Raw genomic sequence first — 21,748 nt, 5'->3', positions numbered from 1 at the left:
ATATAGTGTCTATTTATAACTTTAATCATCATTACTCACTGATTATAATGGAATTATATATCATGAATTTTGAGATAAGAAAATACATATTACTTATCGACTTAAATCTTTGGCATAGCCCATGGAAATACAAACGCATATAATGATATTATAAATATTAGATAGAATACATACATTATCGCCCAAGGCAAATTCCTCCTAACTATTATACCCTCCTTCCTAACGTATGGTGTAGTTGATACACCAACACTGACGGTTTGAGGAGCAACAGGCTTCCCTAACTCAGAACCTACTGAGTTCGCAGCTGGTAATAATGGTACAGGTAAACCTAGCAACTTACCAACAGCGGCTTGTAACGCACCAAATAACGTATTGCTAGCAGTGTTACTACCAGATAGAGCAGCGCCTATGAAGCCTAAGAAGGGTGATATAATAACAAAGATGAGACCAACAAGGGAACTTGCATATGCCAATGAGTACGCCATACCTGAATAATTAAATACATACGCCAATCCAACCACAAAGAAACCTGTCAATATTGCACCCCACATTTGATGCCACATCCTCCTTAGTGACTCTATGAATACCTTAGGACTCGCACCAAGTACAGCCCATATTATTAACCATGATACGAATATTGACGTACCAGCAACAAAGGGATTCACCTCAAAAGCTACCGCAATTACCTTATGAAGTACCGTTGAGTATGCCTTTACAGACCAGGTAGTTACTATGAAGTGAGGCAATGGGGACCAGGGACCTGTCCATGACGTAACGACAATTATTAGGATTATGAATGGTAACCATGCTATAACGACATCCTTAGTCGTAAACTTCCTTTGCTGCCCTGAACCATTTGTTGACTGCGATCCAAACGTTATTATCCTCCTCGGTCTCCATATCCTAAGAAATGCTAATAATATGAAGAATGATATCAATGAGCCAGCGATATCTGGTAAGTATGGGCCTAGGTAATTAGATACTGGAAATTGCCCAGCAACATAACCTAACCCACCAATTAATGCAATTGGCCATGCGTCTTTCAGGCCCCTAATTCCATCCACAATAATCAATAATATAAATGGCACAAAAACCGCTAAAAGAGCTACAACTCTACCTACTGATGCTGACATGACCATTAATGGAATACCAGTAACAAGAGAAAGTGCAATCACTGGTGTACCAAGAGCACCAAATGAAACAGGGGCATTATTTGCCAACGCGGACGTCTGTATCGCTCTAATCCAGTCATAACCAAGCGCGACTAATAGTGGCGAAACAATGGCCCAGGGATACCCAAATCCCACAAGGCCCTCCATTAAGGCTCCAAAGGACCACGCTAATAATATTGCCTGAACCCTTGCATCACTCGTCGCATTAGCCACAACCCAATCCCTAAATACATCAAATTTTCCTGTCAGAACTAATGTATTATATATCGTAACGCCCCAAATGGTTATCCACGTTATGTACCAGAACCCAACTAATGCACCAATGATCCAAGCATCAATAGTCTCTAACGGCGGGCTATGCCAAAGGGCTGTGTCCTTTTTCATGTTGGTGGAATTCTTTTTATGGTCACCTATGTCCACAGATGGTTTTATAAGTCCCCTCTATATAGGCCCGTTGGTTGTCCCTGGTTCCCGAGAGCCGTAGGCCAACCTGCGGTGAGGGGGCCAGGGAGTCGCCGCAGTGAAGCCGGAGGCGGAAATAAACGACTATAAACAACCATCAACAACCGCCCCGGCAGAGCGGTATTGCCACTAATATAGTTACTATAGAACCAATTAGTGTGGCAAGCCAGGCAGACATCCTTAAGCCAGCTAATAATATTAATAGTACTATTATGGGTATTAAAGCCGCTAAAGCCGTTAGTACTATATTGCCTATTGGGTTTAAGGGTTGAGTAAACATACTATATATTAATATTTGTTTATGATTTTAAATATTACTATTATGGATAAACATTTTATATTTATATAACGTAAAAAATACTATGTATGTTTTATTTTTAACTATCTGAATTATGTTTGTAAAATTATACATTGATGCTAGACTCTATTTATAATGTTTTCATATCCTGGATTTTCACCAGATATGTATGACATATCAAGTAACTCTGTTGGATATAGTAGCTTGACAGTTAGGTTATTGTCCCTAATGATGTTTGTCCAATGTGCCTTACAGGTAACGCTCTCCAATATTAATGCTTCAGGTTTATGGCGCATTAGATCCTCAAGCTTCTGCCTAGTTATTTCCTTGGCAATGCCTGGATGTCTATCTGGATACATCATACCTGCACCACAACAAATATCGGCTGTGTCTAAGCCTTTAATTTCAAGACCTGGTATCTTACTAACCACCCTAAGTACGGTATCGTGAGCCTTAACCACATTCATTAAGTGGCAACTATGCTGTATTGATACTCTCATCTTAACTGGGCCGAGTTCGCCAACTAGTCCAACTTTGTCAAGTAACTGTAATGTATTCATTACCTTCTGCCTAAGGTTCAGGTTCATATTGAGTAATTTCTCATATTCAAGCCATTGGGCCTGGCAACCACCTGAGTCTGGAACCACGACATAGTCTATTCCATAGGTCTTCTCATACCTATTCAATACATCAATGTTGTGCTTTGCGAGTTCAAGGGCCTTATTAAACATTCCCATGTGCATGTATGGCGCACCGCAGCACTTAAATTCCCTGGGCACAACAACCTCAAAGCCATTCCAAGTAAGTACTCTGATGGTTGCATAAACCAGGTGGGTGTGTGATTGCCAGGCAACGCATGATTCAGTCACGAATAACAGTACCCTACCCCTAATAATTTTGTCTTTTGGTACCTTAAACACCCTACCAAGCGTATCATTGAGTTTTTCCTCATTTCTTGACCTGGCAAAGCCCTTCATATGCCTTGGTATTCCAGGCAATGAGCTTGACACCGATAATGCTAACTTTATTATTGTTGGGTTCTCAATAAGCTGGAACCCAGTTCTAATGTGCCATGGATATCCGTAGTTCGTTAATTTACTGCCTAAATATGCATACGCCGCATCAATGACCTTACTATATTGAACACCAGATGGGCATGCAGTTTCGCATCTTCTACATATTACGCAGGCATCGAGATGCTTAAGCAGGGTTTCAGTGGGTTGTAACTTACCCGTTAGCAATGCCTTGACTAGGTATATCCTACCCCTCGGGCTATCTGCTTCGTTCCATGTAGCCCTGTAGGTTGGGCATGTTGGTAGGCAAAAACCACAGTGTACACACTTATAGGTCTCATTGAGTCCCTCCTCAATAATCCTCTTATACAAGTCATTACTCATCATAGACCACCCACAAACCTACCTGGATTCATTATACCTGCTGGGTCAAAGACAGATTTCATTTTTGACATAATATCAATATTCTGACCAATGCCCCAGACATCAATGCCACGCTTAATATCAACAGGTGCCTTCAAAATTACCAGGTAACCACCCAAGTCATTAATTCTCTTCCTAGCGGCATTTAGGGTGTTAATATCAATACTATTAATGCCAAGATAAGCCTCACCAATCATGGGCATCTTAACCAAGTAATCACTTGGTAACTCCTTCACAGCATTCTCTAATTTGGCCTGCGGGGTTATTACCTTAAGCACAACACTATAGTTAAATATTTCATTAATTGATGTTAATCTATACCATAATCCATCGGCCTCATTACCATAGAAAACCTCGAATTTCGAAACTTCACTCAATTTACTTAGACGATACTCAACCTCCTCCTTAATGCCCTCAAATCTAAGATACATAGTGCCATTAATTATGATGACTCCATAGGGCTTTAACCTCCTGGTGATCAATAAGCCAAGTTCCTTATCTACCTTAGCTACTGCTGTTACGTCAGGAATTGCCGCTATTCTCGACATAACCTCATAAATAATGCCTAGAGAGCCGCAGGAACCTATGAAAAGCCTCTTTATGTTATAGCCAGCAACATCCTTAATCATTCCAGTGCCCCATCTAACAATGGTACCATCAGGCATTACGGCCCTAACCCTAAGTGTTATATCCCTTGTTGTCATGAAGATGTATGCCAGAGGACCAAATAGATTACATGAGAATATACCACCGATGCTTGAGTAGTTCGACAAAGGTGGATCAATTGGTAACCTTCTACCTACTCTCTTAAGTGCTTCCTGAGTTTCATTAAATGATGCACTAACTCCGTAAGTACCAACCATCTCCTCAGGATCTGGCTCTATAACCTTATGTACACGGCTTAAGTCAAGCGCGACATCATACGACTTAGGTACATTCCCCATGAAAACCTTCGACCCATTAACAATGGGTATTACACTCAATTTCTCTCTACTCACATTCTTCATTATTACACTTAGCTCATTAATGTCCCTTGGATATAGCACGACCTTAGGTGATAGCCCGTCAATTATGTACTTATTCGTTGGTTCCTTAACTGAATCATTACTAACCTCCCTCTCAATATTCCTAAGTGCTATTTCCAGGGTCATTCAATCACCCAGGAAAGATTTTCCCAGGGTTCATAATACCCAATGGATCGAAGACGGACTTTATGTTCTTCATTACATTCAATTCATAATCAGTATAAAGCAAACCAATTAGGTGCTTCTTATAATATCCAACTCCATGCTCACCAGTTATTGTACCACCAATCTCAACACACATCCTAAGTATCTCATCCTCAGCCTGCAAAGCTCTCTCCCTCTCACCAGGCTTTCTCTCATCATATAGTATGAGTGGGTGTAGGTTGCCATCGCCAGCATGGAATACATTGGCTATCCTAAAACCGTATTTACTACCAACTTCCTTGATCCTATGTAACGCCTCAGGTAACTTCTTCCTAGGTATTGTACCATCACCAGTAATGTAGTTAGGGCCTACGAAGCCCATGGCGCCAAAGGCCTGCTTCCTGGCACCCCACCACTTATTAGCCTCAGCTCTATCCCTGGCGAGTTTAACCATGTATGCGCCGGATGACTTAAGTATTTCAATTATCCTATTAGCCTCAGCGCTTGTTCCAGGTTCTGAACCCTCAACATCAATGAGTAATATGGCCTCTGCATCAGTGGGTAATCCACCACCCCATGGACCAGCCTCAATGGCATTTACGGCAATCTTATCCATGAACTCCAGGGCTACTGGTCTAATGCCGGTACTTATTATTCTGGAAACTGCTGTTCCTGCATCCTCAATTGAATTAAATGCGGCTAGTATGGTCTTTACGGACTCATAATTACTAACAATCCTTAAAACGGCCTCGGTGACTATGGCCATCGTGCCTTCAGAACCACTTATAATGCCAACAATGTCATAACCGGGATTCTCAATAACCTTACCACCAAAGAACCTAATCTCACCGTTGGGAAGTACGACCTTTAATCCACGCACATTATTCACAGTAACACCATACTTAAAGCACTTAACACCACCCGCATTATGGCTGATATTACCGCCTATCGTAGCCACCCTCTGACTACCTGGATCGGCCGGGAAGTAATAACCAAGGTCTATTGGATACTGATAATTGAGCTTAGCCAGGGCATCACTGACCCATAGATTAATGACACCAGCTTCCACGGTAGCGGTTTCATTCTCAATATCCAACTCAAGGACCCTATTCATCCTCGCTAGGGAAACAACAATACCACCCTCAATGGGCAGAGCACCACCACTAAGGCTTGTGCCTGAACCACGACCAACAATCGGTATTCTATTCTCCCAAGCAACTCTGACGACCTTAGCAACCTCCTCAGCAGACCTAGGAAAAACAACCACATCAGGTTTGGCCGTGTATACAAATGAACCATCAGCCTCATAAACCGTAAGCTCAACCTCATCAGTAATAATATTACTCTCACCAACAATTCTCTTCAATTCATTAATAATGCCTTCGGTTATTCCCATACATGCATATATGCATAAATATTAATAAGTATTGCTTAAATGATATTTTATCTATAACCAATATAATAAAAGATTATTCTATATATTTCAGAATAATATGAAAAATATTAATTTTTAATAAAAAATTTAAACCTATATACAATTATGCCTTCCTAGGAGGTCTTGGTATTTTCCAGAGTAGTGGTATAGCCAATAGTGCGGCTATTATTCCAAAGAGACCTGAGATCACCATCGTATTTATCCAGCCTAAGGATGTTATCATTATTGCCGTCAAAACACCACCATAAATAGCACCACTACCCTTAGCTATGGCGTAAAGCAACCCATAGTTATTTCCTGACGCTACCTCGCCGTAGAAGTAACCAATGGATGCCGGGTTGACGGTATATATTGACGCCCAAGTCAAGATTGCAAGAGCAACTGATGTAACAAAGCCAATTTCATTATGTATAGTACCAAACAGTACACTTAATAACGTGAATATACCTGATAAGGCGTAAAATAGGATTAATGTCTTAATAACACCAATAGCATCAGAAACAACGCCGGTTATGAACTTACCTAAACCTGCCATTATTGATGAACCAAGCGATGCAGCCACAGCAATGATCAAGGCAAAGTGGAAGTAGAGCCCGTACTGAACGGCCTTAGAGACTATAGTTAACCCCTCAGAAGCCACTAGGAGGAATGTAATGACCAATATCCAGAATTGCCAAGTTCTCACTGTCTCAGAGAATGTAAATTGGTAATCGGTTGCACGTATCAGCTTTGACCTTGATGACTGTGGATTATACGTGGACGGTTTCCAACCTTTTGGTGGGTCTCTTCTCATGAGGAAGGCCGAGATCAATATTATTACGAAGGAGGTTATTGCAAGCCCTAGCATTATTGATTTAAACACGGCTATGGGCTGAGTCCTGGGTAAAATGCCAATTAGTAGTATTATTGGTATTGATCCCCAGCTAAAGCCAGCTGATATGGTGCCAGCCACGGTAGCTCTATGATCAGGGAACCACTTATTGGCCACGGTAACGCTATTATTATAAACAATACCAGCACCAATACCACCGATCACGGCATAAACCCACATTAACAGGGCTGGTGAGCCAAAGATTGCCGCAAAGTAACCAATGCCAACCAGAAATGCAGCAATTAATTGAAGAAGCCAAGGTCCATACCTATCTCTAACGAATCCCGCTGGCCAGCCGAACACGGATTCAAGGAACACGTTTACTGTAAATACTGTACCAAGGAACACAGCACTGATATGGAAGAATTGAGTAACATCATGCGAGAAAGCGCTAAAGGCATACTCATAGGGACTAATCATGAACATTGCCAGGAATGCACCAACAAAGGCAAGCCATCTACTAAAACCAAGTATTTGCTTGTCCGTTAATTTTGACTCCCCACCCATACATTAGATAGAATTATTCATAATTATTAAAATCTTGCTAAGATAATATTTTTATAAAATTCGTAATAATTAGAAAATCTATCATAAATTATGACATGTTATCATTGATTAATTTTTGTTAAATTAAATGTTTTCTGAAAAAGTATAAAAGATTTAAAAATAATTATAAATAATGATAATTAAATAGACAATAGATTAAGAATGAATATATAAGAAGAATTTTAAGAAATAACTACCTATTTACTGAGCCTTTGTTGTCTCCGGATATGGTAATTCCTTAGTTAATGGCAATAGCCCAGGTATTAACCACTTCTCCCACATCTCATCAACCTTCCTCTGTATGTACTCAATATCCTCATCAGTAAGGTGCTTAAACCTCGTCTGCCTCCTTATGTACTCCTTAACAGGTTTTCTCTTAATCTCGCCGCTGGCTATCCTAGCGCTTGTGCTTGTTAGCCTGAACTTGCCATTCTCTATCTCGAAGAGCGGCCATAGACCTGTCTCCACCGCCAACTTACCTATTTCATGGCTGTACTTGGGATCGTAGCCCCAACCCTTCGGGCATGGATCTAGAGTATGTATGAATGTTGGTCCACCAATCTCTAGAGCCTTCCTCACCTTATTGTATAGGTCTATTGGATCCGCTGCCATTGCCGTGGCTACATACTTAACCTCTGGGTGTCCAACAGCCATCATGGCAGCCATGTTCTTCTTCCACCTATACTTCATTATCCTGATCTGCTTACCACTTGGGCTGAAGGTTGTCAGTGCTCCAAACGGTGTCATTGTTGTTTCTTGAATATCAGTGTTGGCGCTGGATTCATTATCATACATGAGTATTAGGAAGTTATACTTCGTGTGTGTTAATGCGTTAGATACCTCAGATAGGCCTGCATCTGCACAGCCTAGGTCACCACATATACCAATTACATTTATCTTCTCGTTTGGTAGTTTACCCTTTTCCATAAGTGCCTTCAATGCTGCTGCAGTACCAACAGCAGCCGACCCAGTGCCAGATAATTGAGTGTGTATCCAAGGTAACGCCCAGGCCGTTGTATAGTATGTAGTATTCGCTACATACATACAGCCTGTTGCGCCAATGACTATAGTATTAGGCCCAGCAGCCTTGGCAACCCATCTAAGCACCATTGCAGATTCACAGCCTTGGCAAGTCCTATGGCCAGCATCAAAGTACTCAGTCTGAGCCATCTGTACTAGGTCCTTGACTGTTCGGGCGAGCTTAATTGAAATTGTCACACTCAATCACCCCCTTCACTCCTTATAAATTTTTCTCCTTTTCCCATTTTACTCTCTAACTCCATACCAAATCACCCTCTGTTCAACCTTACCTTTTCTAGCTGCTTCCAAGGCCATATTGAACATATTAATTGCATCATTATAGGTAATCTCCCTACCACCAAGTCCACCAATGAAATTCATCATTAATGGCCTATGCTCCGCCTCATACAACGCACTCCTTATTTCAGTAAATACTGCACCACCATCAAAAGGCGAACCAAATGAGTAATCCCTATCCACAACAGCCACAACCTTAACACCACTCAGGTAACGTATGATGTCCTCAGTTGGGAATGGTCTGAACCACCTAATCCTGAGAAAGCCAACCTTCTCACCCTTGGCCCTCAATCTCCTCACAGCCTCCTTAATTGGTTTAGAAACAGTGCCCATACCAACCATGACCACGTCGGCATCCTCAACCATATAAGTCTCAATAAATGGGTTACCATAATCCCTACCGAAGATCTTCGCGAAGTCCCTATAGGCTTCCTCAATAACCTTCCTCGCATTCTTCATAGCCTCATCCATCTGCTTCCTAAGCTCTGTAACCCAGTCCTCATTGACCTGTGGTGCCACACTGATCACGTTGCTTGGGTGTAACTTCCTGTTGCCCAGGTCGTAGGGTGGTAGGAACTTCTGGACCTTAGACTTAGGCGGTATCTTAAATGCATGCTCGCTATGCGTTAGGAATGCGCCATCCATTGATATACCCACTGGAAGCATGACACTTGGATCCTCAGCAACCCTATAGGCTATTAATGTGGTGTCCAGAGCCTCCTGGGCAGTGTCAACCCATGTCAATAACCAGCCTACGTCCCTAACCATCAATGCATCATTATGCTCTACACCATATGCTCCTGGATCATCAAGCGCCCTATTACCTATTAATGCGACCACTGGGTACCTATCCGTGCTAATGGCCACTATGGCCTCAATAGCCAGTAACCAACCAACACCACTACTGCCAACAAAAGTCCTTGCGCCAACGGCAGATGCGTGCTTAACGATCTCGAACTGGTCATGTTCATGGGCAGCCACTATGTACTCGGCCTTCATATAACCATCAGCTATTAGTCTAGCCACCGTCTGCATGACACCGCCGTAAGGCCTTATTGGGTATGCCGATGTTACATCAATATCAGCAAGCATTAGTGCGTAGGCCACTGCATCAGTGCCAGTACCAACAACCTCTACCTCCTCATCTCCCTTAAGCACTGCATCAAGACGTTTAGATTCAAGTGCTGAAACTGACATGCCTCCTCACCTCTTTCTCACACTTATTATTTGTGCCTTTGGTAATAATGACTCAAACCACTTCCTATAGGCCTCCCTACCTTCCTTCCAGGCCTTGTACTCATCAATGAACTTTCCATAACCATCCTCAAACTCCATCTCATCAACCATTATTATTGTGTCTGGTACGGGACAAACCTCAGCGCATATACCGCAACCCTTACAGTAGGCGAGGACCGGGTTAAAGTAACCATCTGGTGTAACGTCAAATACAGAGTCAGGACAGTACTCCCAACACAAACTGCACTTTATGCACTTATCGAAGTTAATAACCGGCCTATAATGCTTAGCAGTACCACCCGTGAAGTATGGGTTTCTTTGATTTGGTCTTAATCCAGGTATTGCGCCGCCAATCATCATGTCCTTCCAACCAGGTAGGTGCGGTGGCTCATACTTATACGGCAAGCCCTCACCTGGTTTAACTTCCCTCAACTTAACAAGTGATTGATAGGCCTCTAAGGCTCTGCTAATCCTTTCGTTGGGCTTATCAAGATTCTCCAGGTATTTCTTTACATCATCAAGGCTCAGCACATTTGGTAAAACCTTAGCTATTGCGCCAAGGATTCTTTCAACCGTGCCGTCATCTGGGAATGTCCAGAAATCACCGATACTTCTTTCCCCATAAACAACGACAAGAGTATACGGAGAGTCCCTAGTTGGTATAAACTTGATTAATTCATCAGGACTCCTCTTAGAAACCACTATCAATAATCCACCAGCCCTCAACTTCAAATGCACTGGCTGAATTCCCTGCCAGGCCCAGGACTCAACACCCTTGAGTATTGAATCATCAAGTACTATCGAAACATCCACATAATCAGGCTCAACCCTAGCGGCCTCAGCATCCAAAACCTCCTCACTGGCACCCTTAGCAATAACCACAAAGTACTTCGCAGGTGAACCATCTCTTTCAGGATCATCACCATACCTTTGATAGGATAAAGCCACGCTACCAGCTATTCTAGCCGCATAGGCAATTCCCCTTGCTAAGTTTCTTGCCAAGTGCCTTTGGTGTATGCCTCTATAAATTATCTCTATCGTGTATATACTGGGGACTTGAACAGACATTCTAACCAAGCGGCAATAATATCGCACTTTAAAAGTAGTGCCTTCCTAGGTATATTAAAAACAACACACTCGATACGTGTTTTACGACAACTCTGGTTTATAAACAATGATATATAGTATTTATAGTTTTACGTAATCAATTGATCAATCCTCTCCCTAATCCTTGCAAGCGCCTCTATGTTCTCCCTAAAATCATCCATTAAATTATTCACAAAATTCTCATCAACCTCCTCAGGCCTAGACAACGCCTCCTTAACCATCTCCTCAAGGGTAGCGCATCTCCTAAAAACATAATACATAGCGTTAATATCTGCATCACTTAGGTTCAGTATACCAACCTCCATTGCCTTTGAAATCACACCCCAACCCCAATCACCCACAGTTTCCTCCTCGTTTATCTCAACATTCATCTCCTTAAGCCTAGCAAGTACCTTCTCCACTGTGAGATTTACGGCGTTTTTAAGACCCGTAATTATCATGTTTAATCTATCGATCATACATCAGGATTACGCACATGCTTTATTAAAGCATTCTGATAAGTCCTTAGTGAATTGATTCATTAAGGCAACTGAAGCTAGCCATAGATTGTGAGGAGGTCAGACAAGGACTCTCTTCACATAACCTGGCTTCGGCATGTATATGTCGCCAGACTTAAGCAGCATGTTTATTGCCTTATCCACTGCCTGCCTATCGAGCCCAGCTGACTCAGCCTCCCTGTACAGGTCCTCAATTCTCACGGGCTTACCACCGCTGGAATCCTCAAGCTGGGCCAGTAGGTTCATTATTAATGCCATCCTCTCCTGGGTTGACTTGGGCTTGCCTGTCATTATAATATCAATGTCAATCTTCCCAGACTCAACATCAATACCAACACTGCTCAGGTACTTCATGAAGAGTCTAATTGCCCTATCCGCATCCTCAACCTCAACCACAGGGCTAAGTCTCATTTTGGCCTCGGCCTCGGCCAACCTAATCAAGGCCTCTAGTTGCCTAGCGGTTATCGCTATTGGTGAGTCTGGTTCCCTGGACTTAGCCCTCATTTGGACGTAGAATTGTACGACTCGGTCCCTAGCATCATGCGTTAGTACTGGCTTAACGTGCTTACGGGCATAGGCTATGTACTTCCTAAGTAGATCGGGTGGTATTATATCAGTAAAGCCCTCAGGAACCTCACCCGCATGTAGTGTGGTTATATGCTCAGCAATTGCCTTATCCCTATCGAGGTTTGGTTCATCCCTAATGATGAATATTAAGTCGAACCTTGACAACAAAGTGACCGGCAAATCCACATTCTCAGCCACAGTCCTATTGGGTAAATACCTACCGAAGGCTGGATTAGCTGCGGCTAAGACGCTGCACCTGGCATTTAGTGTGGCCACAATACCTGCCTTGGCTATAGAGACTGTTTGTTGTTCAAGAGCTTCATGAATGGCAACCCTATCCTTCGCATCCATCTTATCAATCTCATCAATAACAGCCACACCCGTGTCCGCAAGAACCAATGCGCCAGCCTCTAGGTAAAACTCGCCTGTGTCTTTTTCACGTACGACAGCTGCCGTCAAACCCGCCGCCGAACTACCCTTACCAGTTGTGTATACCGCCCTGGGCGCTATCTTAGTGACGAACCTAAGTAATTGCGTCTTAGCCATACCTGGATCACCAACAAGCAGTATATGTATGTCACCCCTAACCCTAATACCGTCAGGGTAAACCTTAGGTACACCACTAAAGAGTAGGCATGCTATTGCCTCCTTAATGTCCTCCATGCCGTATATTGAAGGCGCTATTGACCTGATTATCCTCTCTCTAACATCGGGCATTTTTGAAAGCTCCAGTATCTTCTTCTCATCCTCAGGCGTGATCTCAATCTCCACCAACTCCCTCTGCTGACTCTCCACGTAATTAACCTCCATGAAACTTGAGACAACGGGTGGCTTACCCTTCCTTAGGTCAGCTAGGTCGAGATTCATGATACCCACTAGGTAAACCCTATCACCAGGCTTTACTGTGTCTACTAGGTCGTCAAGCAATATTGCCTCAATACTCCTCGGCAACTGACCCGGCGGCAATTCCTCGGGCTTCTCTTGAACAATCACCTTCTGCCAATCAATGAATTCACTCCTCTCCTCAACAAATACCATACTATTAAATGCACCACATTTGGGGCAACGCTTCGGCGGTTGAACAAAGCCTGAGGTTGGTTGTGGGATCTCAATCTCATAACCACACTGTGAACACCTAAACACGGACTTCCTTAGATAGTGCCTAGGCGGTGTCTGCCTAGTTATTATGCCCTCAACCATTATAAACTTACTCAAGACCTCACTCCTCAACCTCCTAATGGGCAGTGACTCAGGGAGTCTCCTAAACCTCATGTAGAAATTCCTAACGGACTTAGCCAGCTCGGGATCCCTCTCAGTTATCGCCTGCCTAACAGCCTCAGAACCAGCCTGGATAATTAATTGAGGTCTCTCGAGAAGCATATCCGCTAAATCCTTACTACTGATTAATAAGTCATGAAAATCAACGACTAGGGACCTCTTTCTCTGTATAATCATGTTATTAATCTCATCAACATACCTATCACTAGACTCAATGAAGCCTCTAAGTCCCTGAATTAAGTCATCCAGACTAACTTCAGTGGTCTCTTGAGTTGTCATTGTAAACCCACCACCGCATTCAGGAAGTCCTTAATTATTGGCGCAATGGATTTTACAACCTCCTCTTCCTCAATAGTCAACTTATCCAGGAAGTCCCTTGAATCGGCAATGCCGGGGTTAACGGCCAATAATGTGAGTATCTTCCTAAGTCTCAACTGGGCGAGCTCCCTTAACTGCTGTGCATAAACCCTAACGCTCTTCTGGTCACCACTAACCATACTTAACCTAGCCCTAACATAGAAGTCCCTAGGTAACTCCCTCAACTCACTCGGAGCCCTATTCTCAAGCCAAACCCTCTTAAGAATCTCCTCACTACTAATCCTATCCTCATCAAGCAACGAAGCAACGCCACGCTTAATTAGGACCTCAAGCACATTGGGTGGCGCGTTAATGACTGAACCGGACTTAGCAGGGGCTATGCTGATTAGTCCAAGGTCAACACCATCCACATCCCGCGTCAAGACAGCCCTAACACTAGGCATTAAGTACGAAAAACCCATCAAAAGTAACTACCACAAACCAATTAAAAAGGCACTACAGGAAAAGGATAAGTAATATTGATGAAATCCTAAGGCGCAAAATCACGGCAACACTCATCCATAACCTCCTCAATAACCCTCTCAACCTCCTCAACAGTAATGGGCCTACCCAACCTAATCGTAGTCCTACCCTTCCCAGCAGAGACAACCTTATCACCATCCCTAATCATTATCCATGACAACACATTAAATCACTAAAATTAAGCCTTTGCACAACATACAACCTAACCCAATCGCTGGGACTTAGTAACATCCATGTAATCAATCTCAACAACATCCTTAGGACTAACACCGAGAGACTTACTCAAGTGGTTAAGTACGTCCAGGGCATAATCAGCACTGGCACCATAATCAGAAAAGGCAGAGAGAGGAAGGCCAGAATGCGCAACAATCCTAACCTCAGTCTCAGAATCACGCTCAATAACCAAGACCATACAGGAGAGATAATGATTAATTCTAAAGAAGAACCTCTGACCAAAGGCAACCGCAACCCTAGGCCTCGTGTTCAAAACCGTGAAATAAATACTTGACGCGGGATCGTAACTCCTAACAACATTGACAACGGACTCAAAATTAGCAGGAAACACGGCCCTAACACCATGAGCCAAAACCCTGCCACTCATTAAATCAAGGAAAACAAATAATCATTTAAAGGTGATGTATCACATCTAGATCTCACAATCATTATGGAAGTAATTCCTAAAGTAATTTACTACGCCTCTCTTCTCGAGATCGTTGAGAGCATTATTGATGGCTTGATTAAGAGATGACTTATTATTAGCATATCCGTACCCAGAAAGAAACCTCTCTAGGGATGGGACGATGTAAACAAATTGAAAACACGCATCTCCATCTTTATAAACCAGGGTACAGTTATAAATCGTAAGGGGACCAATACTTCTCCCCTGATCACAACGCATGGTGGGTTTATACAAAGGGAATTTAGTCTTATTATTAATAATCCCATCGATTGAAGATTTCAACTTACTAAATGCGCTAATCGCATCATCAGAATCAGAATCACGCAGAACCAACACCCTGACATAAGATCCCTGAACACTACGCAACTTACTAACGAGGACTCTAACATTACCATCAAGCCTATCCTTACCACCCTCAACAATAACAGGCACGTAAGGAAGCCGCTTACCATTTACAACTAACCTAATTACCGAATCCTTATCCCTAGGACCTTGTCTTCTTACCTCACAATTAAGTCCGATCCTCATCAATAATCCACTAACAAATTCGAGATCATTATCACCTTCACAAAGAACAATCAAGGTACAATTAGGGACCCCTGAGATCTGACTCAAGTTTGTGTCTCTCGCCATATGCATCCTCACCGCTCAACTGCTCATAATCAATACTACCATCAGGCATTAAGTAAAGCCTAATGAGCCTAACCCTATCAAGGACACCCCTATCCCTAGCCGCATTAAGTAAGTAATCGAGGAATTCAAGAGATTGGGTAGCCATAATGAACTGCATACGATCAAGAAACCTAGGCTCAACCATATACTTAACAATTAACTCCATAAAGCCGGGGTGCAAATGCGCCTCAGGTTCATCAATCACGGCAACATCAACACCCATAACAATGAGACCGAGCATCCTAACCAACGCCTTAAAGCCATCACCCATCAAGCTGTACGGCACATCGACCTTATTGCCGTCAAAATTAAGTATGACATGTCCGCCCCTATAATCATAAAAATAACGAACCTCACTCCTCAGTAAATCGATAAATTCTGTTTGCCTGCCAGGAGATAAGGTATCTATCGGGAATGAATAGGTCGATAAACGCTGAGCATTTAAATACTGAACATTTATTGGCTTCATATTTACCTTATTAACGTTAATAGGGATAACGCGGGATTCCAAGATTCTTCCTAATTGATTATTCAATAATCTTCTAGCTTCAATACTACTTAATCCAAGTCTCATTAGTCTATTGACTATATTTTCGCTAAACTTTACCTCACTCATGAGCGGTAGTGACGCGATACTGATTAATTTATCATCAATATATACATACATTAGCATAATGCTGGACAATAAATCATTTACATAATCACTAAGTGTAGTCACCACCTCATCAACGAATTTACCGAATGCCTCAGAGAAGTCCTTAACATTTCTATTCTCCTTCTGTATTCTACGAAATGCCTCTATAAGTATTTCCTGAGATCTTGGCGATAACTCGATGGCTAATCTCATGATTTCCGGTATTACATTATTACGATACTCACCTAATTTACTAATATCACTAGTTATTCTCACTTCGACGCGATTAGTAATGCCTTGACTATATATATTGCCTGAAATAGTGGCAGTCTCCTTACTACTCCTCAAATTAATTAAATACCTGCCCTTATAACTAAGTTTAGAGAGGACGTCAGTCATCCTAGAGCTATCAATTGAGGAGAGGAGCAATACGATAGCTTCAAGTGCTGTGCTCTTTCCTGTGTTATTCCTACCTACAAATATCGTTATGTCGCCAAGATCAATATCTAGTTTGCTAAATGGTCCGTAGTCCTCCACAGTTAAATGCCTTAGAAAAACAACCATTCTACCAGCACTTTAGGTAGTAAATGGTTTTAAATAAACCTTATGGATTAGAAATCATGCCTAATTAACTGGGGATTCATCACCACGTACAGCCAATCTAGCCCACCTCACGCTAAGGATTGTTATGGCTAACGCATAGACCGGTATTAATGCGGCTATTAGTACTGGGACGTAGTTAGTCATCATCACAACGACCAAGTCATTAGCCGTTAAGCCAACACTAGGTAAGCGCGGTGGAAAACCCATAACGACGTAAAGAAAGGCTAATTCACCAAAGGGCACAATTAGGCACATGGCTAGGTAAATCAAGGACTGGAGCAAAGCCCTCCTAAAATTAAGGTTAAATTCAACTACGTCATCCCTAAGAAACCTGGCAATCAAAATAAAGCCAATGATCGATATACCAATCTGATAAAGCATTGCCCAGATAAAGCCCTTAACAACCACGTAGATTAACACGAATAGCCAGGTAAATGGATTAAGAAATACGGCGACACCAAGCCCGTACAAGAGGCGGGTATAATTTTGAGCCATAACTATCCCGCATTATATTCCTAGGAAACATTTAAGTTTGGCGATTCATGTCCATAGCTAAATTTAGCAATTAACTGCAAACATTGAATGTACCTGAGCTTGACGGTGCGTTTAATATTGCCGTGCCAGACGCAACGTAGTAAACCTCCGTTGGAAATAGGTCCCAGGTAGTTGTTCCAGAGGCTACCTGCCCATAAGCTCCATAACCATTCTCATTAATACCGAAGTAGAAGGACGTGGATTCCTTAACCTGGACCTCAAAAGCTGGTGGTGAAAACGTAATCTGGGGCGCCGTTAATGAACCCCAACCACTCCATGTTTCACTACCAATAGTTATTTGGTTATAGAAGGTATAGCCAGGAACGCCACCAGTATCTATCCAACCAGTGGCCCAATAAATACCCGACACGCAATCAGTCTCATACTGTACATACTGATCAGCCCTAGCAACGGTTAATCCAAATACATCCTCTAAGTCCCATTCAATGCCACCGGTCCAGATTATGTTGTCGCCAGATTCACTGGGCCTCATTATTAATAAGTTTATGGCATAAGGTACGTACTTAAGCATGTCTGGGCTTGTTCTATTTATTTCAGATATTAACTGCTCACTAAGTACGTATGTAATCTCCAGTGACGAACCATTTATGATTCTATAATTATAAAAGTAATAAGTCAATGTTACATTAACGCCCCTAATCATTACCCAACCCCTTAATGCATTCGGTACGATTAAAATCTGCGCATTAATTTTGTTAAGATTAATGAATGCCCAAGGTGCCACCTTATACAACTCCATAAATCCCTTAATGTTTGTCACGTTAAATACGTACTGCGAACCATTAGGCAACATCAGTACTGCTAAACCACCATTACCAAACTGTAATGCCGGATTAACCACCGTAGTTCCATTAGGGTACTTAGTAATGGAATAAGTGGGCTTAACGGTGAGGTAGGCAGGTGCGTAGTAATTTTGCAGGAGAAGCGAATACGTAAACAGTATAATGAGTGAAACAACCGCACCTGCAATAATGATATACCCACTTCTGTTCATTTTCACCTTATTCTTAAGCGGATCCCTTTTAAACGCTTCACCGAAGAACTTCATATGCTTTTACCAAAGCTTGAGGACTTTTTTTAACTCGGCTGTTCAGACAAAATACCCGTAGAGACCCAGGGGGAAGGTTAATAAGTGGATATCGATGATTAGTATTTGGATGAGCTTTTCCCGTCCCCACTGAGCATATGATGTGAACCGGGCCGGCAGTGATCAATCCCTAACAATTCCTTTTAATCATCTAACCCTGCCTCATCACAAATCAGCCTAGGATGCTATAATCATATCATCGCTGATTTTGAAATACTTACTTTAAAGTTTATGAAGTTAGACATTGTTTTTAGAAATAGAATTAGTACCTCTAATGAAATCAATTTTATTTAAATTAACTCCCGCGCAATATATATATTAGTTAAAAATAAATACAATGATGAAAAAGCAAATTATTATATTAGGGATAGTAATAGCGTTCCTTATAATGGCTCTAAGCATATTAATGATTATGTCTCCTTTATATAGGGCTTTGCCACTAAATTTAGGACATGGAACGTGGAGTGGTTACCTTTCCATAAATCCTCTTTGTGGCTACAGGGACCTTCCACCTTGTTGGGCTATGTAATTTACCCAATAACTTAATAACTTAAAAATAATAAATCTCATTTTTATTTAAAATGGCGCGCTTATTTAATTTAATAATTGGATTCATAATAATTATCACGGGCATAATCATAGCACTAACTCTCTATCCATTATTCTTCTCAACTAGTAATGGTGCCATATTCATAGTAGCCATTTTAATCCCGCTATTGTTTGGTATAGCTGGTATTGGCTGGGTCCTCGGTGGTTGGGCAGGCGTTGGTGCAGCCATTGAGGAATTAGGCCTTAGGTTCAGGATTTGGTTGTTGATGCGCTTACTCTACGGTGATAGGGAGTTCCTCATAGACCTAATGCTCATCCAACACATGTTGATGAACGTGTATAGGGTTCCCCACGAACTCGTTATAAATGGCCGTGAGGTCACAATCAAGGCGCCACTAAGTAGAGACGCGGGTATTAGGCTCATGAATTACCTAAACCAAAGAATGAACAAGCTAATAATCGTAGACATAGAACCAATGGAAGAACCATAGACAGAAGCGACTACTGCGGCTTCACAATACTCAAGGCATTAATCAGTAACTCCCTATCCTCAGCATTGCATATAACCACCGTACCCCAAACAACCTTACGAACCCTGACACCAAGCCTGGCAAGCTCATCCCTAAGCCTAGCGGCTGCTCCAGAATCACCGAGGGAAATCAATAGGCAACTCTCCGTATACTCATAACCCCTACCATTACGAGCCCTAGCCACATGCACATGCCACCTCCCTATACTAAACCTACCAAGCACACTAACCAAGTCATCAATACTCGGTATCCTCCTAGGCTCGCCATAGAACCTCTCATAAACACCAAGCATCCTCAGGACACGCTTAGTATCCTCAATCGGCACGTATAATTCGAACCTTCCATCACGGTTGTTGACACTGACGTTGAACCCGGCGGCCTTAAGGTCACTGACTATGGCCCTTGCTAAACTCTCATCACTCGTGGACTTAGCCAAGTACCAACCACGTCCCATGTTATGCTTCCTAAGCACTAAGTCATGACCAAGCACATTAACCACGGGGGTACTTGGCATAGGTTAGGCAGGGCGTTGAGTACCTAGCAGCCTCCAACAACTTAACAACCCTATCGGTAAGCCCATAACTAGGCCATCCACTGGCTAGATTAACAATGTCATTAATCACAGAGGCTTTCACGGGACAAACCACATAATGCTCACTACCCCTACCCGAGGAACCACCAAAGAACCCACCAGAACAACCATAAATGTAGTCCTTAACCTTATCCACGTTGAGGTAGCTAATTAACGAAATCAATAATGTGGCTGCCAGGTGGGGATCTGGCGAGTTGAGCGTAACTGCTCGCATACCGTTATTGTACTCTACTGGGGATACATCACTAATGAAGAGGCCGGCGAGTATTTGCTCTGCATTATTGACTTTAACGTCCAATGTAACGAATGGATGTAGTGAGAATCCACTTAGGTAATGCATCTTGGTGCCCAGGGCAGAATCCTTAGCGCTAACATTGCCTTCGCTCCTGATTTTATCCCAATTATTTAGTATTTCATTTTTTACATTTACTAACATATTGATGAGCTCTTCGATCGTAATTTTTACATAGTTGTTAATACCGGGCAAATTGCTTAGAAGCATTTTGCATCCATATAGTTAATTTATCTTCTTGGTTTATAAATTACTTTCAGTACTGCAGCAGAAAGGTAAGTAAGACTTAAATAGTAGTACTTACATAAAAGTGCGGGATAGAACGTGCCTTCCCACGGCAGTCTGACAAAAGCAGGCAAGGTGAGGAGTCAAACGCCTAAGGTTCCTGCTAAGCCTAGGAGGAATCTTGTGCCTAGGAGGAGGAATAGTCGTAATTATAGGCGTTTGCTTTATAGGCTTGGTCAGGGCTCTGTAGCTGTTTCATGAAACTTTGTTTGCGTAGTCCCTTTTTATTGTTTTAAAATGCGGCTTCATACCTTTAAGCCTTTCATGGGCCTGTAGGTTTGAAGCGCACTGCCTGGGTGTTCATGGTGCGTTGCCGTATTTTTAAGTCTCTGCTGGGAATTACTAATTGATGAGAGAGAAATAGAAACGGTGGGAGTAGAGGTCAAAACACAACCCGTGGGTTTGGGCCTAGCCAAGCCGAGGATTTGTTGGGGCGTCAGGCGTGGCAAGAGGTTGGTCTGCGGTGAGCCAGTGACTGATGAAGCCATCATTGAGGAGGTTAAGAGACTAATCGAGGAATTAAAAAGGAGGATTGAGAGGCATAGGGACAAGCTTGGGAGTGCAGCCTTCATTGATGAGTTGATTAATCTGCTTGAGCGTTGGCTCGAGGAGCATAAGAATGACAAGGGCAAAAAGATCAAGGAAGCCAAGAAGATCGCTAGGAAGATGATCAAGCTACTAAGGAAGCTTAGGAGGAGGTGGGTCGAGGAATACTGGAAGCAACTACTCGAGCTGATAGAGATGCTCAAGAGGAACGCCATCGACGTAATAGTGACCGGTGGGAACGGCGAGAAATCGCTGATGGTTCACATATACAATAGGGAAGTGGCTGTCAAGGTGGCTAGGGTTACGAAGAGTGGAGGCGTAGCGATAAGCCTATCGCTGTCTAAGCTCGATGGGGACGACATCAAGATAGCCAATACGTTCAGCGACAAGGAGCTACTAAAGGCATTCAACACGGCTGGGAAATGACTGATGGATCAGTCGAACATGGCCACCCAGCAATGGGTACGAGCCAGCCTTGGCAAGTGGTTCTGTG

The 21,748-nt window shown here is 42.6% G+C and carries 23 protein-coding genes; 3 read left to right on the top strand and 20 right to left on the bottom strand.

The features are described 5' to 3' along the window. Window positions 1-101: 101 nt before the first annotated feature. The 18 genes from ACP5L5_RS08280 to ACP5L5_RS08195 form a co-directional block, all read right to left on the bottom strand. Complete coding sequence (locus ACP5L5_RS08280; RefSeq protein WP_428763035.1) at window positions 102-1,556, bottom strand: L-lactate permease; 1,455 nt, start codon at window positions 1,554-1,556, stop codon at window positions 102-104. Between the two features lie 175 nt (window positions 1,557-1,731). Further along, on the bottom strand, window positions 1,732-1,914 hold the full coding sequence (locus ACP5L5_RS08275) for a hypothetical protein (protein WP_428762985.1): 183 nt from the start codon (window positions 1,912-1,914) through the stop codon (window positions 1,732-1,734). A gap of 137 nt (window positions 1,915-2,051) precedes the next feature. After that, window positions 2,052-3,329, bottom strand: a complete 1,278-nt coding sequence (locus ACP5L5_RS08270; RefSeq protein ID WP_428762983.1) for a (Fe-S)-binding protein — start codon at window positions 3,327-3,329, stop codon at window positions 2,052-2,054. Then, window positions 3,329-4,519: an FAD-binding oxidoreductase gene (locus tag ACP5L5_RS08265; protein WP_428762981.1), complete on the bottom strand. Its 1,191-nt coding sequence runs from the start codon at window positions 4,517-4,519 to the stop codon at window positions 3,329-3,331. The genes ACP5L5_RS08270 and ACP5L5_RS08265 overlap by 1 nt, the downstream gene beginning before the upstream one ends. 4 nt (window positions 4,520-4,523) lie before the next feature. Then, the gene (locus ACP5L5_RS08260) at window positions 4,524-5,933 is read right to left on the bottom strand and encodes an FAD-binding oxidoreductase (protein ID WP_428762980.1); all 1,410 of its coding nucleotides are present in this window, start codon (window positions 5,931-5,933) and stop codon (window positions 4,524-4,526) included. Between the two features lie 142 nt (window positions 5,934-6,075). After that, the gene (locus tag ACP5L5_RS08255) at window positions 6,076-7,350 is read right to left on the bottom strand and encodes an MFS transporter (RefSeq protein WP_428762978.1); all 1,275 of its coding nucleotides are present in this window, start codon (window positions 7,348-7,350) and stop codon (window positions 6,076-6,078) included. A gap of 240 nt (window positions 7,351-7,590) precedes the next feature. Further along, on the bottom strand, window positions 7,591-8,559 hold the full coding sequence (locus ACP5L5_RS08250) for a thiamine pyrophosphate-dependent enzyme (RefSeq protein WP_013604566.1): 969 nt from the start codon (window positions 8,557-8,559) through the stop codon (window positions 7,591-7,593). 96 nt (window positions 8,560-8,655) lie between these two features. Beyond that, a complete protein-coding gene (locus tag ACP5L5_RS08245; protein ID WP_428762976.1) occupies window positions 8,656-9,903 on the bottom strand; it encodes a pyruvate ferredoxin oxidoreductase in 1,248 nt (415 codons plus the stop codon). Between the two features lie 6 nt (window positions 9,904-9,909). Beyond that, a complete protein-coding gene (locus ACP5L5_RS08240; protein ID WP_428762975.1) occupies window positions 9,910-11,010 on the bottom strand; it encodes a 4Fe-4S dicluster-binding protein in 1,101 nt (366 codons plus the stop codon). Window positions 11,011-11,138: 128 nt separating this feature from the next. After that, window positions 11,139-11,507 carry a hypothetical protein gene (locus tag ACP5L5_RS08235; protein ID WP_428762973.1) on the bottom strand — a complete coding sequence of 123 codons (369 nt, stop codon included), beginning with the start codon at window positions 11,505-11,507 and terminating at the stop codon, window positions 11,139-11,141. A gap of 99 nt (window positions 11,508-11,606) precedes the next feature. Further along, on the bottom strand, window positions 11,607-13,670 hold the full coding sequence (gene mcm / locus ACP5L5_RS08230; protein WP_428762972.1) for a minichromosome maintenance protein MCM: 2,064 nt from the start codon (window positions 13,668-13,670) through the stop codon (window positions 11,607-11,609). Continuing rightward, window positions 13,667-14,170, bottom strand: coding sequence for a hypothetical protein (locus tag ACP5L5_RS08225; protein ID WP_428762971.1), 504 nt, complete (start codon window positions 14,168-14,170; stop codon window positions 13,667-13,669). The genes mcm and ACP5L5_RS08225 overlap by 4 nt, the downstream gene beginning before the upstream one ends. Before the next feature lie 68 nt (window positions 14,171-14,238). Beyond that, window positions 14,239-14,379: a hypothetical protein gene (locus tag ACP5L5_RS08220; RefSeq protein ID WP_428762970.1), complete on the bottom strand. Its 141-nt coding sequence runs from the start codon at window positions 14,377-14,379 to the stop codon at window positions 14,239-14,241. Window positions 14,380-14,433: 54 nt separating this feature from the next. Then, the gene (locus tag ACP5L5_RS08215) at window positions 14,434-14,832 is read right to left on the bottom strand and encodes a hypothetical protein (protein WP_428762968.1); all 399 of its coding nucleotides are present in this window, start codon (window positions 14,830-14,832) and stop codon (window positions 14,434-14,436) included. Window positions 14,833-14,877: 45 nt separating this feature from the next. Further along, window positions 14,878-15,543, bottom strand: a complete 666-nt coding sequence (locus tag ACP5L5_RS08210) for a hypothetical protein (RefSeq protein ID WP_428762966.1) — start codon at window positions 15,541-15,543, stop codon at window positions 14,878-14,880. Further along, window positions 15,500-16,780 carry an ATP-binding protein gene (locus tag ACP5L5_RS08205; RefSeq protein WP_428762964.1) on the bottom strand — a complete coding sequence of 427 codons (1,281 nt, stop codon included), beginning with the start codon at window positions 16,778-16,780 and terminating at the stop codon, window positions 15,500-15,502. Before ACP5L5_RS08205 ends, ACP5L5_RS08210 begins: the two co-directional genes overlap by 44 nt. A gap of 60 nt (window positions 16,781-16,840) precedes the next feature. Next, complete coding sequence (locus ACP5L5_RS08200; RefSeq protein ID WP_428762962.1) at window positions 16,841-17,314, bottom strand: hypothetical protein; 474 nt, start codon at window positions 17,312-17,314, stop codon at window positions 16,841-16,843. A 70-nt stretch (window positions 17,315-17,384) separates the two neighbouring features. Beyond that, window positions 17,385-18,374, bottom strand: coding sequence for a hypothetical protein (locus tag ACP5L5_RS08195; protein ID WP_428762960.1), 990 nt, complete (start codon window positions 18,372-18,374; stop codon window positions 17,385-17,387). Window positions 18,375-19,042: 668 nt separating this feature from the next. Here ACP5L5_RS08195 and ACP5L5_RS08190 point away from each other — a divergent pair. Beyond that, a complete protein-coding gene (locus ACP5L5_RS08190; RefSeq protein WP_428762958.1) occupies window positions 19,043-19,501 on the top strand; it encodes a hypothetical protein in 459 nt (152 codons plus the stop codon). Between the two features lie 10 nt (window positions 19,502-19,511). Here the strand turns inward: ACP5L5_RS08190 and ACP5L5_RS08185 are convergent, their stop codons facing one another. Further along, window positions 19,512-20,054, bottom strand: coding sequence for a hypothetical protein (locus tag ACP5L5_RS08185; protein ID WP_428762956.1), 543 nt, complete (start codon window positions 20,052-20,054; stop codon window positions 19,512-19,514). Then, complete coding sequence (locus ACP5L5_RS08180) at window positions 20,032-20,568, bottom strand: hypothetical protein (protein ID WP_428762954.1); 537 nt, start codon at window positions 20,566-20,568, stop codon at window positions 20,032-20,034. The genes ACP5L5_RS08185 and ACP5L5_RS08180 overlap by 23 nt, the downstream gene beginning before the upstream one ends. Window positions 20,569-20,748: 180 nt before the next feature. Between ACP5L5_RS08180 and ACP5L5_RS08175 the strand changes: the two genes are divergently transcribed. Both ACP5L5_RS08175 and ACP5L5_RS08170 read left to right on the top strand, forming a co-directional pair. Further along, window positions 20,749-20,910, top strand: coding sequence for a 30S ribosomal protein S30e (locus tag ACP5L5_RS08175; RefSeq protein ID WP_428762952.1), 162 nt, complete (start codon window positions 20,749-20,751; stop codon window positions 20,908-20,910). Between the two features lie 168 nt (window positions 20,911-21,078). Beyond that, window positions 21,079-21,681 carry a hypothetical protein gene (locus ACP5L5_RS08170; protein WP_428762950.1) on the top strand — a complete coding sequence of 201 codons (603 nt, stop codon included), beginning with the start codon at window positions 21,079-21,081 and terminating at the stop codon, window positions 21,679-21,681. The last annotated feature ends 67 nt before the right edge of the window (window positions 21,682-21,748 follow it).

It is taken from the genome of Vulcanisaeta sp., assembly GCF_049966235.1.
Classification (GTDB): domain Archaea; phylum Thermoproteota; class Thermoprotei; order Thermoproteales; family Thermocladiaceae; genus Vulcanisaeta; species Vulcanisaeta moutnovskia.
The sequence above is the reverse complement of the archived record's forward strand: the minus strand, read 5'-3'. Positions and strand labels throughout refer to the sequence as shown.

Coding starts and splice junctions, on each gene's coding strand:
- ACP5L5_RS08205 (WP_428762964.1), bottom strand. CDS start 16,780: ATGGTTGTTTTTCTAAGGCATTTAACTGTGGAGGACTACGGACCATTT.
- ACP5L5_RS08235 (WP_428762973.1), bottom strand. CDS start 11,507: ATGATCGATAGATTAAACATGATAATTACGGGTCTTAAAAACGCCGTA.
- ACP5L5_RS08240 (WP_428762975.1), bottom strand. CDS start 11,010: ATGTCTGTTCAAGTCCCCAGTATATACACGATAGAGATAATTTATAGA.
- ACP5L5_RS08200 (WP_428762962.1), bottom strand. CDS start 17,314: ATGGCTCAAAATTATACCCGCCTCTTGTACGGGCTTGGTGTCGCCGTA.
- ACP5L5_RS08220 (WP_428762970.1), bottom strand. CDS start 14,379: ATGATTAGGGATGGTGATAAGGTTGTCTCTGCTGGGAAGGGTAGGACT.
- ACP5L5_RS08250 (WP_013604566.1), bottom strand. CDS start 8,559: ATGGCTCAGACTGAGTACTTTGATGCTGGCCATAGGACTTGCCAAGGC.
- ACP5L5_RS08215 (WP_428762968.1), bottom strand. CDS start 14,832: ATGAGTGGCAGGGTTTTGGCTCATGGTGTTAGGGCCGTGTTTCCTGCT.
- ACP5L5_RS08265 (WP_428762981.1), bottom strand. CDS start 4,519: ATGACCCTGGAAATAGCACTTAGGAATATTGAGAGGGAGGTTAGTAAT.
- ACP5L5_RS08280 (WP_428763035.1), bottom strand. CDS start 1,556: ATGAAAAAGGACACAGCCCTTTGGCATAGCCCGCCGTTAGAGACTATT.
- ACP5L5_RS08255 (WP_428762978.1), bottom strand. CDS start 7,350: ATGGGTGGGGAGTCAAAATTAACGGACAAGCAAATACTTGGTTTTAGT.
- ACP5L5_RS08260 (WP_428762980.1), bottom strand. CDS start 5,933: ATGGGAATAACCGAAGGCATTATTAATGAATTGAAGAGAATTGTTGGT.
- ACP5L5_RS08185 (WP_428762956.1), bottom strand. CDS start 20,054: ATGCCAAGTACCCCCGTGGTTAATGTGCTTGGTCATGACTTAGTGCTT.
- ACP5L5_RS08190 (WP_428762958.1), top strand. CDS start 19,043: ATGGCGCGCTTATTTAATTTAATAATTGGATTCATAATAATTATCACG.
- ACP5L5_RS08180 (WP_428762954.1), bottom strand. CDS start 20,568: ATGTTAGTAAATGTAAAAAATGAAATACTAAATAATTGGGATAAAATC.
- ACP5L5_RS08270 (WP_428762983.1), bottom strand. CDS start 3,329: ATGAGTAATGACTTGTATAAGAGGATTATTGAGGAGGGACTCAATGAG.
- ACP5L5_RS08225 (WP_428762971.1), bottom strand. CDS start 14,170: ATGGGTTTTTCGTACTTAATGCCTAGTGTTAGGGCTGTCTTGACGCGG.
- ACP5L5_RS08275 (WP_428762985.1), bottom strand. CDS start 1,914: ATGTTTACTCAACCCTTAAACCCAATAGGCAATATAGTACTAACGGCT.
- ACP5L5_RS08210 (WP_428762966.1), bottom strand. CDS start 15,543: ATGGCGAGAGACACAAACTTGAGTCAGATCTCAGGGGTCCCTAATTGT.
- mcm (WP_428762972.1), bottom strand. CDS start 13,670: ATGACAACTCAAGAGACCACTGAAGTTAGTCTGGATGACTTAATTCAG.
- ACP5L5_RS08245 (WP_428762976.1), bottom strand. CDS start 9,903: ATGTCAGTTTCAGCACTTGAATCTAAACGTCTTGATGCAGTGCTTAAG.